The sequence below is a fragment of the Pseudophaeobacter sp. genome (assembly GCF_039971195.1).
Taxonomy (GTDB): Bacteria; Pseudomonadota; Alphaproteobacteria; order Rhodobacterales; family Rhodobacteraceae; genus Pseudophaeobacter.
Genome location: NZ_JBDWPJ010000141.1, coordinates 12,503 through 26,846, shown reverse-complemented (window position 1 = coordinate 26,846; position 14,344 = coordinate 12,503). Strand labels below are relative to the sequence as shown.

Sequence of the window (14,344 nt, the reverse complement as noted above, 5' to 3'; positions counted from 1 at the left end):
TGAGCAGCCCCACTTGAGTGGTCCAACTTGAAAGTTAGTGCATGATTGGCCTTTGGTCCATCGGAACGATGGCCTCTGGCGCAGGTGGGCGGTAGCCCAATGCACTATGGGGTCGTTTGGTGTTGTAATGGCTCCTCCATCTTTCAATGATGATTTGGGCTTCACGTAGCGAGTAGAAGATTTCGCCGTTCAGCAACTCGTCGCGCATCCGCCCGTTGAAGCTCTCACAATATCCGTTCTCCCAGGGTGACCCAGGTTCGATGTAGGCAGTCCTTGCCCCAACCGCCTTGATCCAGTCCCTGACGGCCTCAGCGATGAACTCTGGGCCATTGTCCGACCTGATGTAGGCAGGCACGCCTCGTAGGATGAATAGATCCGTCAGAGCGTCGATTACTTCAGTCGAATTCAACGTCCGCTTCACCCGGATAGCCAGGCATTCCCGGCTGTGTTCATCCAAGATGTTGAGCGTCCTAAAGGCTCTGCCGTCGTCTGTTCTGTGGTGTACGAAGTCATACGACCAGACGTGATTACGATACTCAGGACGTAGACGGACACATGATCCGTCATTCAGCCAGAGCCGCCCTTTCTTTGATTGTTTCATTGGCACTTTAAGCCCCTCACGCCGCCAAAGCCGTTCGACGCGTTTGTCGTTCACTTGCCAGCCTGCGTCTCTCAACAGAGCAGCGACTCGACGGTAGCCATATCGACCAAACTGGCGCGTCAGCTCGATCATATCCTCGACCAAACGTTCTTCATCAGCGCGTCCACGTGGTAATCGGCGTTGTGTGGATCGGTGCTGGCCCAGAACGCGACAAACCCGTCGTTCAGAAACCTTGAACTGACTACGAACATGGTCGATGCAGGCCCGCCTACGCGAGGGGCTCAGAAGTTTCCCGATGCGGCTTCCTTCAGGATCAACTTATCTAATGTCAGATCAGAAACCGCGCGACGCAGACGCTCGTTCTCTTTCTGTAGCCGCTTCAGTTCCTTGAGTTGTTCCGTGCCCATTCCGCCATACTTCTTCTTCCAACGGTAATAGGTTTGTTCAGTCACGCTGATCTGTCGGATCGCATCAATCCGGGGCATGCCTTGTCCCATCAGTACTTCAACCTGCCGTAACTTCACGACGATCTCTTCCGGCTTGGGTCTCTTAATGGCCATACTTGGTCCTCCGCTTTCCTAACTATAGGGGCGGACCACTTCAAAGGGGGAAGCTCAAAATCAGGTCAATGATCACCAAATCGAGCTCTACCTGCTGGATAGATATGGCAATGTTTCCAAGAGATTTTTACGGCTGCAAGCCGAGCCGGAAGCCGTGGCCAACGAACTTACCAAGCTTGCGCAAACTCCACAGCTTGACGCTTTTCCCCCCATGCGGGGCGAGAATTCCTTGCTCATCTAACCGACTATATTCACGCAAAGAGGCAGGGCTGCCCAAGATTTTTCCGGTTCAGTATAGATGTGACAGATACTCGTTCAGCTCACCATCGGGAAATGGCGCACCTGAGAGGATTCGAACCTCTGGCCTCTGCCTTCGGAGGGCAGCTCCGAAGCTTTTGTTCTCCCTATATTCTTGCTTTATCCCCGTTTTATTCACGGTTCGATACAGCAAGAATAAGGGGTTTTTGTTACGTGTAACAGAAACGCAGTGGCTATTCTCGGCCCCGAGTAAACATACTGATCTAATTCGAACATGGGCAACCGACCCAAGTCGCAGACAGGAAGGTTGGGCCATGTTAGAATAACAAAGGAAAAATTGGCCCTCGGCCTTTCCGATGTTTCAAAAACTGAATCTGGATAAACTGTAAAGAATAAGAAGCGAGGCATTTCACCTTAGGTGAGGCGATCAAAAACTACTAGGTTGCTTCGATCAGTATCTAACTATTCTGAGGCGCCAAAATAGCTAATTCCATTGTTTTGTGCCGCAACTTTGTTCGCAGGCATCCAGACTTCATCTACCAAAATACCTATGTCTGTTACGCCAGAATTCTCGACATGAAATCTGACAGGGTTGCCAACGACTGAATCCCGGTGAAGATCAAGCGCAGCCGCGTTTTCCAACCCTTGAACGTAGGTCTCAAACGCTGTTTCTTTCAGGATTTGCTTCAAGATTGGATTTTCTTCGAAATCCAGGCCTGATGAACCCGGAATGCCCAAAACTTCATATCCAGCGGAACTGCCCGGTGCCTTGGTAGGAACGATCACGATTCCGCCATTTGCAGCAAAGGAGTTCGAAGCGCTCTCTGACATGTACGCTTGAATGACAGCGTTTCCTGACTTCCCACTTCGGTAACCAATTTTACACGCCACCCGTTCAGGCGTGCTTTTGAACTCCATACAGATACTTTCCGCGGAAGCAGTGCTGACCGACGCAACATTTAGCGCGAAGCCAGAAAACAAGATCGTTGAAAAAATCATCCGGAACATTCTCATATCTCCTTTTAGGATTCATTGCAGTATTCGTGGTTTTCAATGCCTTCACTTTTGTAGGCTTCACACATTTCTTTGCGATCCTCTGCAGAGAGACCAATAACATTTGACGATGTATCCAGTGGTTCTTGTCTACTTATGAAAGTTGGCTGGATCCTCGTGGTGGGTTGGAAAAACGCCGGGTATGCTGCTCCATCTTCCACAGTGATGCGTTGGGACGTAAATAGGGGGGCGCATACCATAAATGCACCTACAAAAAGCATGAAGATCCCCGGGGAAGAAGACGCAATCGCAATCTTGAAATCGGCGGTCGTAGCTTCGACTTCTGCCTTTCCCACACGCACCCTAGAAAGGATGAAAATTGCCCCACTCATTACCAAAATTGACCCAAAGGCAGCGTTCATGAATCGTAGCCAAGTGCGCGTTGCCAAGAGAGAGTCTGCTCTCGACTGCCTGTTTTCTAAAGCATCGTACTCAAGAGAAATCCATGCCAGAAGATTGTGATCAACCTGACCCGATTTATAGATGTGATGTAGTGTTTCTACTGAACGTTTGGAGTTTTCATTTTCGATGCCATCTATGATGGCATTCATACCGACAAAACTTGATCCCACGAACCAGGCAGTGGCGGTTAGAATTAGACAGTATGTTAGCCAAAATGTAGCGTTCGTATGATAAGGTTTGCTCTCCGACATCTTGTACCTGTACCCAAATTAAAGTAAATCACTGCGAAAACTATAAGTTATCCATATAGCCATCGGATTTTCGAGTTCGTTCCCAATATATCAAATGGAGATATTGTCGTTAGAGTGCCCCTCATCCTTGAGTAACTACTCCTCAAGGCCGCTTGGCCACGATAATATAATCTCCGAACCAGAAGTCCCGCAACCATAGCGCATGCCTAGACGCCAGTTCCGCCAGCTGTATTTCCACCAGGTGAAAGATCCGGAGACGCAACAAGTCGCAGCCCGGCATCATAGTCTGGTGTCACACCACCGGATACCTTTTGAGCATTGTCCTTGGCATCGATGCGTTCTCCCAAATCCGCCAGCTCTTCCAAGGCTGGCACCAAGACTTCTGCAGGCCAGTTCGGCGTTTTGGGAGGATAAAAGTCCGATTGATGAAGTCGAGCCAGTTCTTCATACGTCCAATTTTCTGGTCCTGCTCGATGCGTCTTGATCGCATCATGCATGCGCGGCAGCGCCTTTTCCAATTCCGGTAGGAGACAGAGCGCCCTGCGCCAGCGATTTTCGTCAAAGTCAAATTCTTCAACCAGCTTGCGCCCGGCCTCTGCTCCGTAGTCTTTCAGCTGTTTAATGACCTCCGGTGGCATGGCAATATTGCTGCCGCCCTGGTGCGGCTCCAGCCTGACAGTGACTACACGCTCATACATCCCGGGAACCTCGGCTTGTAGCTTGTCTTGCCAATCCTTGGCCGTATTGAAAATTGAGGCCAAAAAGCCGATAAGACCCTTGATAGGCTGTACAGGCAGGTGCAACCGATCACGAATGCCCTGGTCAAAATGAATCCGGTCTTCGGTTTCGCTATGTCGCGTCTTGTCGAAACTGTCCAAGGAGATCGCAAAGGTTGGGCGGCGTGGTAGCCACGCATCGAAGAAATGGACCGGTAGATTGGACGCAATGCCGCCATCGGAGAAGAGACAGCGCACCCAAGATTTCCCTCCGTTCGTCGCCTTGTCCTGCCGATAGAGTGGCACGGCTTGCAGCAAAATCGGAAAGCTGAGTGACATACGCGCCATCAAGACCACAGGGAAATCTCCTCCCAAGGGCATCGGATAGAGTTCCTTGCCCTCTGGTCCTGTTGTTTTTCCGCCATTTCCTACCTGCACCATGTAGTCAACCACCCGTTTAGGAAGGATTTTCTCGAACTCATGACGGTTGAAAAAGTATCCCGGCATTTTCAAGGGCAGGGAGTAAGGTCGGCGTGACGTAAGATCAGTTGTCATTGTTGAAAGAGCGATGCCCGGCGCCTGGTCGCCCCGACCTTTTTGCAGATCTCCTAGCGTAAGAGGTGTTTTTGGAGGGCCATCTTGCCAGTGCCCCGCAATCTTATCGACCCGGTCTGCCAACCAATCGCTGATGGCCTGAGTTTTTCCATCGCCTACGCCGGGCTGTGTTGTGCCGGGTACCATGCCATAGTCATTGGCCTTCAGCTGTGCCGAAATTGTTTTGATGAGGGAGAGCACCAATTGGACCACTCCCCAGGCTAGTCCAGCTCCGACACCCAGGATCCCAAGACCGATCCCGCCACCAGCAACGCCGGCCACCACGCCACCGGCGGCTATCAGCGAGCCATTGCGCAGAGGCTTGCGTCTATAAGACTTCAACTTGGGCCAGATCACTTTGATCAGTTTAAACCAAGATGGCTTTTTCTCTTTCTGTTTCAGCTCCTGGTATTCGATGAAGGCCTCAAAAAGGGGGGCGAGGTCCTTTGATGGTTGGAGATATCGGGTAAGGTTGTCACCAAGTTCATCCGAAAGTGCTGCAATTTGGTCAAACCCGGTCTCATCGTCTTGGTCAGGGGAGGTCTGCCTCCGGTATTCAGCTGCCGCTGCAACCGTTGCAGCAATTGCCCCAGCTGATGTTCCTCCGACTGAACGAAGTCGGTAGTCTTTGCCGATCCTGTAAATAGCCTGCGGATAAACGACACCTGAAGTGGTCCCGCCTTTCATGATCAAATCACATTCTCTCATACCCATTCCCCCAAACAACTAAACCAATCCCACTACCGTGAGAGTTGACGCATGACCTGTCAACACATCAAAAAGACAACGCACTTCGTCCCTGAAGCATGCTTTTCTTTGAAGTCTGGAGATCCGGAACTCAGTTGATCGAAAGTGACGAGCCAGCCCAAAACCGTCGTTGGTTGGGCTCAATCGGAGAAAGTCGCCTAGTCGAACCTTCGTTCCACAGCTCTAAGAGCGGTTTCCTGAAAGCTGGGAGAGTGATGGCCATAGACCTTCTCGATGGTGTCAGCGCTGGTGGAAAAGAAGCCGGCCGCGTCCCAGATACTTGCTCCGTTTTGGAGGGCCCAGGTGATCGCGGTATGCTTCAGGGTGTGGGGTGTGCAAGGAGAGACACCGGCCTCATGTACTGCCTTTGAGAATGCCCGCTTCAAATCTCCAACCCGTGCGCCCTGGTACTCAACTGCCCATATCGCTCCGCTCGCGCGCCAGCGACGTAGATGAGCAGCCAGTTGACGAGGTATGCGGGCAGGGGTCCGGCGTTTCTTCGTCTGACGCTCGCTGTCCCCGCGGCGGAACATGATGCCTTGATCCAGATCGAACCAGCCACCCACGGTGTTTGGCTCAAACCCCATGCGCAAGATCGCGTCCTTCCTGGTGCCAGTGTAGAGGGCAATAAGGATGAACTTGGCGAGATGCTTCGCCTTATGGCCACGATAAGCGGTCCATAACAGCCGTGCCGCCTCATCCCGGGTCAACCAACGTTCTTTTGGTTCAGGTTTGGCCGGAAGTGTCACGGCTGATGCAGATGTGATGAAACCTTCGGCATGGGCATAGTTGATGGCTCTTTGCAGAACTCCAAGTTCTCTGCGCACGGTTCCCGGTGATATGGGGGCGAACTCAGTAGGTTCTTTGGTTTCAGGATCTCGGGCTATGACCTTTTTGCGGGTCTTTGCGTATCGACGACAGGTTTCGCCTTTCACATGGCTCAATTTGAGTTCGGACCAGAAGGGAAGCAGCGCATCTAATGCGTAGCCAATCCGCTCGGGTGCGGCCACTGTTGGGGCATATTCTTCGGCATAGACCGCCAGTACTTCGCCACAGGTTACGTTGGCCGGCTCATTTGCAGCACCTTCCCGTCCTTTGGTGGCGATGTAGGCTGCGAGCGCTTTTTCAGCTTCGAGGCGGCTTGTGCAGCCCGTTGACCGGTCGGACTGGCCGGTGTCGCGGATGTACCAGAACGGGCGATGCTTGAACTTATGGAGGCGGGCGCCTTTGCTTGGTCTTGGCATGCTTTTATCAACTTTGAAAAATCGTTCCGGTCAATGCGGACTGCTCGTCCCATTCGGACAAGGAAACCGTGTTCTTCTGCTGCTGTCCTTAGACTGCCCTTAGGCACTCCCAGCTCAAATGCAGCAGCATCGAGGGTAGCCAGGTTTGGAGGCATTTCATTCTCCTTTGTAACGATAGCCGATTTAGGCTGCTTGTGCGGTTAGCGGGTGGCCAATGTGTTGGCTCCACTGCCTTGCAGCGGCGGCCATCATCCCAGGAAAAGACCGGCTGCGCAGGCGTGCGCGATCAGGTCCGGGTGGCGCGCGGTGGATTGCGTTCCATTTCTTCCACTCATCGGATCCGTGTTCTGGTTCTGGCAGCCGGTTGGTTTCCACCAGGGAGGGCAGGCCGCGCAGATACCAGCCGGTATTTTTGTAAGCAGGTTCGCCAAACCAGAACGGTTGCACCATATGGGACTTGGGTAGATCCGCAGGCATGCGATCTCTGGCGAGGTCGTTCATTTCAGGGTTCTCAATAGCGACACAGTCAATAGGTGCCGCCCAACAAGTCGTGAAAATGTCGATACCCAGTTCAAACTCGGCCCGCATATCCTCAAGGCTTTTCCCTTTGGGTAGCTTCTTGGGTTGGGTCCATTTGCCAGGGCCGCTCATCCAGCGACGGCCGGAGCGACAGAGGCGTGTGCAGGGTGGGTGCATGACCGCGAGCAGATCCCAGCCCTCATGCAGGATGCCATCACGGATATCGCAGCGGATATGGCGGTTTGAGCCATCCTCTGCAGCCTCGATATCGCAAGACCAGACATCATGCCCAAGTGCTTCAAAGGCGCGGCGTGCAATACCGCTGGTCTCGCATCCGATAAGAACCTTAGCCATGGGCGCCTGCCGTTTCTGTGGCGTCCAGTTGCGTTAGAATGACCCTTGAAATCCAGGCAAGCAATGACCGGGCGTCTGTGCGTTCCTGTGGTTCTGAGTGACCGGTATCCAATACAATCCGGCAGGCGCGCGCTATCTGGAGGTCAGTGTGATTTGAGACCTGCGCCAGGATAGCGCGCGCCGCGGTTAGTCCCCCATCACCTTGGCCGTGAGTGGTGGAAAAGACCCCAGCAGCAATTGGGCCGCTGGGGAAGGTGCCCTCATCAGTGCGGGACCGGGGGAAATAGGATGTGGTCATTGGAAGGCCTGTCCAAGTCCAAGCTTTTCCGCATAGCTGCGCAGTTTGTCTGCGAACTCGGTCACAAGTTCCGTTTCACGGTCCTTGTCATCAGAAGCATCGATACGACGACGCAGGTTGCCGAGCTTGCGAACAAGGGTGACCGGGAATTTGGCTTTTTCAGCGTCGGCCGCGATTGCGTTCTGCAAGGATGTCGGCTTGGAACGTGCGCCGGGATCTGCTGCGTCGGCATATTGGGAAACGAAATTCAGCAGCTCACGCTTGTTCCAGGTCCAGGCCTTGCGCTTCACTTCCAGATCTTCCGGAGTTTCAACCAGATGGCTCGAGAGGCTCATGCTGCTACTCCCTGGCGAACCAGCCGGTGGCGGGCTGGGAGCTCGCCCATGGCGGCGATGTGCCAGCTGTCCGTTGCAGCTGTCGGGCTATCGCCGCGGCCCAAGACGCCAAACATCTCGATCTCGTAGAAATGTGAGGTGACGCGCTGGGCGGGCAGGGTGGGGTCGATCCATGAACCGGCGCCCAGCTTGGCTGTTGCCATAGTGATGGCGTGAAACTTGTCTCGCGCACCAAAGTGGAAGGCCTGCAAGAAGGTGATCAGAGGATCAGTGCCACCCAAGGCACCAAGGTTGCGTAGAACCTGCCCACACCAGAGGCGCAGGGCTGTGCCCAGATCCTTGTCGATGGCGTCTACACCATAGAGGTGGATATGAGCGGTGTCCTGGCTTTCAGCTATTGTCGCGTCAAAGCAGGATCTGGCCAAGTCGGCAGTTTGGGTGGGGGTAGTGAGTTCCTGCCACTAAAGGATGCCAGCCGCGGCGCGCGCTGCGAGGATTACATCTGTAGTTCGCATGCCTGTGTCGGAGACAGTCAATTCTGTGCGTATCTTGGCAAAGGCATTCATCGCTACTTCTCCCTCAAAATCTCCCCGCGATCAGCGACCTGATAGCGCGTCGGCTGGTTCGGTCATGTGCCTCTTCGGCGGGGTGCCCTGTGTGGGCTAATGAGAACGAAGATAATATATGAAAAATCATACGTCAATCATAATATATGATTTTTCATATTTTCACATTGCCTGCAACTCCCCAGGCACTACCCTGAATCTGTCAGCGCACCCGCACTCAAAGAAAAACCCGACGCTGGACCGGGATGAAAGGTCTGATGACTGCTCCCAGCCCAAAGCGGACCAGTGGGAAAGGAGGCTGACTCTCATTGCCGCACATGCACAAATTGCGTCTCGACTTCCCGGAAGCGGACATTCAAGCTGTCAAATGCGGCTTTTGCCCTCAATTTCGGCAGTGAGCCCTTTCTTCCTGCGGGGATATCTCATGGGCGTGTCATCATTGGTCAGCGAAGGGTTACGACGAAACTGTTCCTGGCATCCTTGTCCAGTTCTGAACAAACCAACAAAACAATGTGATACACAACAGACTCAAAGGCGCCTTAGCGAGCAAGTTTCGGGTACGATTGAACCTTCCAATCATCGAACTGCACAACTTGCGTGACGGACAACTGATCCCGGTAGGGACCGATCCTTCCGACAAGATCTTTGCCATTCTGATGCGTGTCTATGCCCTTCATTTCGATCATAGTTCGACCGTCGACCACAACGCGGCACAAACCGGCAGTATCCGAAATAACTAGCTCCATGACGACACTATGCCAATTTCCGTCATCAAGCCGGACACCTCGCAACCGGTGATGGTCCTGACTGGGGTGCCCTGAAGAGTAATCATTGCATTTCACAGCTCCCCCTTGTGACATGTAGACAGCAATAGGAGGGGAGCCAAAACCTTTTGGCGCATCACTGAACTTGATCTGCGAGATCATGACCCTACTGTTCGTGGGGAAACCAGATTGTGCGCGAACGCGGAATTCTTGGCGAACCCAAACATCTCGATCACTCAGAGAGATACCAAGTTCAGCTCGTTCCTTTCCGTTGCTTCGGTCGCTACTTGCCCCAAACATACCTGGCTCAATTGTCACCGTCAGAACGCCATCAGACCGTTCCACAGCTTCTTTAGTCGTGTTGTGTTTGTATGGAACGACGTAACGAAAATTGCGTTCAAAATCTGTGTAAAATTCTCCAGCAAAAAGCAACTTGGGCATCAGCAACCCACAGACGATAAATAGGCTTAGTTTCTGCAAATCTATTCTCCAACAAAATTTTCTTTAAGATACACAAAGATTGAAGAACGAAAAGCTCCCGAAAGATCTTCTGTGTATGGTGCAGTAAGCCCGGATCCAATTCGAATTTCGGCTCGTCAGATTGATCCAACAGCATTGGACAAGCGTTGGCGCCTGACCGGCAGGTTTGCCCCACATACCAAACCTTCGGTTCTCCCAGCCAGGCTGAAGCAGTATCCACACACCGCCGAACCGATAAGGCCCACTATGTTGAGTCCCGAACTCGGAATTAGCGCACGGAAAGGCGGTTCAGTTCCGAGAATGGGATTATGCTTTTCATGACAAAAAGTTGCGCAAAACCTACATACCGCATCTGCGTTTCGAACTCGGAACAGATTTTGGAACTGATCTCAGGCTTGCCTTCCCGTGCTGCGGCACGGAGAATGGCAGCTATGAGCCCAAAGTGTCGGATGCTGCACAAAGCTTGAACGGCAGAAATTGTCGATAATTGGCTACTTGGTGTTAGCTCGCGAACTCTCTTAACTTCCGACCTGCGGGGTCTTGTCTGAAGCTTTTTCCTTGTAGAGGATAACCGCAATAAGTCCGAGCGCAATCTCAAGGGCCGCGTATACTATTAGCAGCCAGTGCGGCCGGCCGTCGATAACGAAGCTCAGCATTCTCCCACCTGCAAGTCCCAGCATGAACACGGCGCAGGCGACTAGCGCTGGGTTTTCCATGGGCTTACTGAACGCACCCCATAGCCACAGCGCCACCATGCCGATGTACAGCCCCATCACCGCTCGCATGATGTGCGCAAGGTTGACCGTATCAACGGTGATGCCGAAAAAAGCGTCCAAAGTTGCTGATGGCTTAGCCCCATAGCCTAGCGCTATCGGCACTAATCCGACTGAACAGAAAATCAGAAAAATTCGGTATTTCATTAGACTACTGTACAGAGAACAAGCGTCAATTCAATATGGCTGATTATCTTCCTTTGGCGACGTGGCTATTGCAAGCAGACCTTCACTTTACCGAATACAAAGGTAGCTAAGTCCGCAATGCTGCCCTCCAACCCCAAAATTTCGCTGCACCTCTCATCAATGACCGCTTTTCACGCGGCATCGCAGCGGTCGCAGGCTGTGTCCCCAGGCCGAAAGACGGACTTTGCAAACTCCCTTATCTGCGCATAGCCGCCGTTGCACATGCGCCGTGATGGTCACGCGAACCTTCAAGGGCGGTGGGTGGCTGCTGTCAGCCCAAAGCGGTCTCATGCCAGGTGGGCAACCGCGCCCTCAGTACATGCATGAAGGGCGGAAACCGGACCTTCGCTGCAGTCAAGCCTTGGAGGGTGCACTAAGCTAAAGCAGCCATTCACATGAAGGTCAATGAGTGATTAACTGTCGATGGTTTGCGCAAAGGGGAATAACTTCTGTGGCGAAAGGAAACAAAGATGGCCGATGATCAAGAGCGCCTTTGGATTGACATGCATATGAAGCACCTAGAAATGCTACAAGGCGTTGTAACCCGCATGGCTGGAAATAGTGCCAGTCTAAAAAATTATTGTATGACCATAGCCGCCGCGATCATCGGGCTTGCCGCTGCCATTCAAAAACCAGAAATCCTATACTACACAGCACCACTTATCATTATTTTTGGTGTGCTGGACTGAGCAGCCCCACTTGAGTGGTCCAACTTGAAAGTTAGTGCATGATTGGCCTTTGGTCCATCGGAACGATGGCCTCTGGCGCAGGTGGGCGGTAGCCCAATGCACTATGGGGTCGTTTGGTGTTGTAATGGCTTTTCTATCTACCAATAGTTGCGGTGTTTCTGATAATAGCGAGGGTTATGGGTTGAGTGACTTATCTACGCTGCTTGGTTTGGGAGTCCCCCAAAGACGCAGAGTATTTTTTTCTTTTCATTACCAAAATGACATTTGGCGGGTGAACCAAATACGAAATTCTTGGCGTTACCAAAAAGAAGACCGTCGGATTTCTGAAGGATTTTACGATGCGAGCATCTGGGAGACGTCGCAACGAAAGGGCTCTGATTCTTTGAAAGCACTGATTCGTGAAGGGATCAAAAACTCTTCTGTCACGGCCATCCTAGTCGGATCGAGAACTTTCGAACGTCGGTGGGTGCGATACGAGATTGCCCGGTCGGTGATCAAGGGAAATGGCCTTCTTGCGGTGAAAGTTCATCGTATGGCAAACCAGCAGGGCTATGTCGCCCATGAGGGACCAAATCCTCTCGATTACATGGGTTTGTATAGCACTGGTGGCAGTATACGCCTTGCGGAACTTCAGAACGGGAAGTGGATTGCATATAGTGACTACACGCAATCAGTAACTCCACCTGAGACCTGGGCGAAGCCTTGGGACACAAATGTCATAAAGCTTTCGACCTATGCGGGCCTGTACTGCTACAAGACACACAACGGATCCACGAATTTCCCTTCTTGGGTAAGGCAAGCCGCTGCGGATGTTGGACGATAGGGGATGGCGCTTGTTTTGACATATCAGGCACGAGAATCCACCTCCGCGTCAACGCGCACGGCCTGCCCATGAGAACGGACATCACGCCGGGGCAAACGTCTGACTATCTGGGTTTTGATTTGGTGATGGACAGCAAGCTACCGGAACCACGCGTGCTGTTGGCAGATCGAGGTGATGATGCTGATCGTATTAGGAAAACAATGGAAGAACGCGATATCCTCACCCAAATCCCGATGCGCAAGGCCCGCAAGATGCGCTTCGGCGTCGATCATGGGCTTTACCGACTGCACAACATGGTCGAGCGCTGCTTCAACAAGCTCAAAAACGCCCGCCGCGTCGCTACCCGATACGACAAAACGGCGGAAAGCTACTTAGCGTTCATCGACATAACATCAATTCAGCTTTGGGTGCGCCATTTGTCAACATAACCTAGCGCCTTTTTTCTTCTAGTGCTATTTTCTATTTTAGTGGCGGTCGGTACCAATTAAGAAATATCGCCATTTTGCAAATTCCCAAATAATTGGATGAAGAATGGCTTTCAGAAATCGTAAAGTTGGGCCAGGCCTCGATGGGTTCATATTGCCAAACCGCTACAGACGGGCGTTGTCCCGAGTTTTATCCCGCAGAACTGGATGGCGCCAAGCGGACAGTGGAACAGTTGAGTACTTAACTTTAATCGCCGGGTTCAATACTCAGTTTTTTGTCGACGATATTCTGAACGGCCGAGTGAATCCAAGCTTGGTACAACAAGATCTAAGGCTCGCGTTGAAGTGCACCAAGAACGCCATTAAATTTCAACACGGCGAAGTAACGAGCTTTTTGTTAGGTACGCAAGATGCGGTTTTGACCGGGCTCAATCTTCGGCTTCCCCATTTTCATCGAAGTTCTTACGCCGCTAGCAAACTTACTCGCATCTTGGAGTTCGCACAACGCGAACAAAATGAAATAGCAATGAAAAATGTGAGCCGGGCCTTTGAGTACCTTAGCGACGAGGTTTCCGGAATACACGAAGACGTCAACGAAGCAGTTTCTATTTCCATGCACTACTTGGACTACTTGCATGCGTTTAACTATTGGGAGAACGCAGCTCACTCTTTTCATGAAGCTGCGACAGATGTTTCTTCTGGTCAAGAATCAAGGGCTATTCTGCAACAAATTGCGAAGAGTGAAAATGAGGGGTTGTCACTGTTAGGGGAGGCGATTGAAAAGTTTTATGAGGGCCTTAGGCAAGGAGCGCTCGTAGAGTTGCGCTCATCTTGTAAAAGTCGCAAAGATCGACGCCGCTGGAAGCGCGACTTAAGCGCATTCTCGAAGCATTATTCCAATCTACCTGACAAAAACTTGGAAAAGTCAAAGGAGTTTACTTCAGGTTCAAAGGGCTACGAGATAATCAAAGATTATTTGGATACTGGCCGCCCGTATGTTTTATTCTTGAGAGATCAATCTACCGAAAGTGGTTTTGTTGCCGAATTTAGGCCTCAAAACATCTACATTGAAGGGCTTGTACTCAATGATTACACCGCACCGGACTACAGTATTAGCACGTCCAGTGATGGCAGCATAACCGAAACGATGATTCGATTGTTAAGAGATAAAAATGCTATTTCAATTGCGAATACATGGGAGGTCAGAGATGCTATTCACGATAGGCTAATTAATCCGGTTTTGACGAGTCTTGAAGGGTGGCGAAAGAAGTCATTTTCTTTAATAAGACACGCACGGGTGATCGTCATTTTTGTACCATGTGAATACGATGTTCGTAGCTGCAGTGGCTTAATGGAGGAGCTCTCTATTATTGACAAACTTGACTTATGGGACGTAACCGCCATTGTAAAAACGGATGCGCCCAATAGCCATAATAACTCAAAGCACATGAGTAGCATTTCTGGCATTTTGAAAGGGGCTGTGTCCCAAAATTCTATTAATCGTGATCGGCACATTACCGCAAACCCTAGAAGAATGTTGGACACCGAGAGAGCTGAAATTTTTGCAGGTTTGGTTGATTTTGAACGGCTGAGTAGATTTGAGAGCTTAGCAAATGCAAATTTTACAATTGATGAAATGCGAAGTCTTGAAGAGTGGCTTGACAGTAATCCTAGCCGCTTCAGCTAGACATGCCAAACACAGCGGT

13 protein-coding genes, 1 tRNA gene and 2 pseudogenes are annotated in these 14,344 nt (G+C 51.5%); 4 read left to right on the top strand and 12 right to left on the bottom strand.

Annotation, left to right across the window (positions count from 1 at the left end):
• Nucleotides 1-34: 34 nt before the first annotated feature.
• The 11 genes from ABJP42_RS12515 to ABJP42_RS12465 all read right to left on the bottom strand — a co-directional run bounded on the left by ABJP42_RS12515 (nt 35) and on the right by ABJP42_RS12465 (nt 10,662).
• Nucleotides 35-1,161 (bottom strand): IS3 family transposase gene (locus ABJP42_RS12515; protein WP_348340826.1). Its coding sequence is split into 2 segments (ribosomal slippage): nt 35-897 and nt 897-1,161, totalling 1,128 coding nucleotides; the frame shifts between segments, so codons are not numbered across the junction.
• A 334-nt stretch (nt 1,162-1,495) separates the two neighbouring features.
• Nucleotides 1,496-1,577 (bottom strand) — tRNA-Ser (locus ABJP42_RS12510).
• A gap of 304 nt (nt 1,578-1,881) precedes the next feature.
• Nucleotides 1,882-2,427, bottom strand: coding sequence for a hypothetical protein (locus tag ABJP42_RS12505; protein WP_348340824.1), 546 nt, complete (start codon nt 2,425-2,427; stop codon nt 1,882-1,884).
• 14 nt (nt 2,428-2,441) lie between these two features.
• The gene (locus ABJP42_RS12500; protein ID WP_348340822.1) at nt 2,442-3,044 is read right to left on the bottom strand and encodes a hypothetical protein; all 603 of its coding nucleotides are present in this window, start codon (nt 3,042-3,044) and stop codon (nt 2,442-2,444) included.
• A 287-nt stretch (nt 3,045-3,331) separates the two neighbouring features.
• On the bottom strand, nt 3,332-5,122 hold the full coding sequence (locus tag ABJP42_RS12495; protein ID WP_348340820.1) for a patatin-like phospholipase domain-containing protein: 1,791 nt from the start codon (nt 5,120-5,122) through the stop codon (nt 3,332-3,334).
• Between the two features lie 218 nt (nt 5,123-5,340).
• A complete protein-coding gene (locus ABJP42_RS12490) occupies nt 5,341-6,426 on the bottom strand; it encodes a tyrosine-type recombinase/integrase (protein ID WP_348340819.1) in 1,086 nt (361 codons plus the stop codon).
• Nucleotides 6,427-6,609: 183 nt separating this feature from the next.
• The gene (locus ABJP42_RS12485; RefSeq protein WP_348340817.1) at nt 6,610-7,299 is read right to left on the bottom strand and encodes a hypothetical protein; all 690 of its coding nucleotides are present in this window, start codon (nt 7,297-7,299) and stop codon (nt 6,610-6,612) included.
• Nucleotides 7,300-7,593: 294 nt separating this feature from the next.
• Complete coding sequence (locus tag ABJP42_RS12480) at nt 7,594-7,932, bottom strand: hypothetical protein (protein ID WP_348340815.1); 339 nt, start codon at nt 7,930-7,932, stop codon at nt 7,594-7,596.
• Nucleotides 7,929-8,357 (bottom strand): hypothetical protein, encoded by a 429-nt coding sequence (locus tag ABJP42_RS12475; protein ID WP_348340813.1) that lies wholly within the window; start codon nt 8,355-8,357, stop codon nt 7,929-7,931. The genes ABJP42_RS12480 and ABJP42_RS12475 overlap by 4 nt, the downstream gene beginning before the upstream one ends.
• Before the next feature lie 680 nt (nt 8,358-9,037).
• A complete protein-coding gene (locus ABJP42_RS12470) occupies nt 9,038-9,742 on the bottom strand; it encodes a heparin lyase I family protein (protein WP_348340811.1) in 705 nt (234 codons plus the stop codon).
• Nucleotides 9,743-10,260: 518 nt separating this feature from the next.
• Complete coding sequence (locus tag ABJP42_RS12465) at nt 10,261-10,662, bottom strand: DUF4345 domain-containing protein (RefSeq protein WP_348340810.1); 402 nt, start codon at nt 10,660-10,662, stop codon at nt 10,261-10,263.
• Between the two features lie 509 nt (nt 10,663-11,171).
• Between ABJP42_RS12465 and ABJP42_RS12460 the strand changes: the two genes are divergently transcribed.
• Nucleotides 11,172-11,390: a hypothetical protein gene (locus tag ABJP42_RS12460; RefSeq protein WP_348340807.1), complete on the top strand. Its 219-nt coding sequence runs from the start codon at nt 11,172-11,174 to the stop codon at nt 11,388-11,390.
• Nucleotides 11,391-11,421: 31 nt separating this feature from the next.
• Here ABJP42_RS12460 and ABJP42_RS20770 read toward each other — a convergent pair.
• Nucleotides 11,422-11,523: pseudogene (locus ABJP42_RS20770) on the bottom strand (integrase core domain-containing protein); the annotation flags it as partial.
• Between ABJP42_RS20770 and ABJP42_RS12455 the strand changes: the two are divergent.
• From ABJP42_RS12455 to ABJP42_RS12445, 3 genes and pseudogenes are all read left to right on the top strand, one after another.
• Nucleotides 11,494-12,213: a TIR domain-containing protein gene (locus tag ABJP42_RS12455; RefSeq protein ID WP_490363220.1), complete on the top strand. Its 720-nt coding sequence runs from the start codon at nt 11,494-11,496 to the stop codon at nt 12,211-12,213. The pseudogene ABJP42_RS20770 and the gene ABJP42_RS12455 overlap by 30 nt on opposite strands.
• A gap of 29 nt (nt 12,214-12,242) precedes the next feature.
• A pseudogene (locus ABJP42_RS12450) lies at nt 12,243-12,641 on the top strand (IS5 family transposase); the annotation flags it as partial.
• Nucleotides 12,642-12,744: 103 nt separating this feature from the next.
• Nucleotides 12,745-14,325: a hypothetical protein gene (locus tag ABJP42_RS12445; protein WP_348340803.1), complete on the top strand. Its 1,581-nt coding sequence runs from the start codon at nt 12,745-12,747 to the stop codon at nt 14,323-14,325.
• The last annotated feature ends 19 nt before the right edge of the window (nt 14,326-14,344 follow it).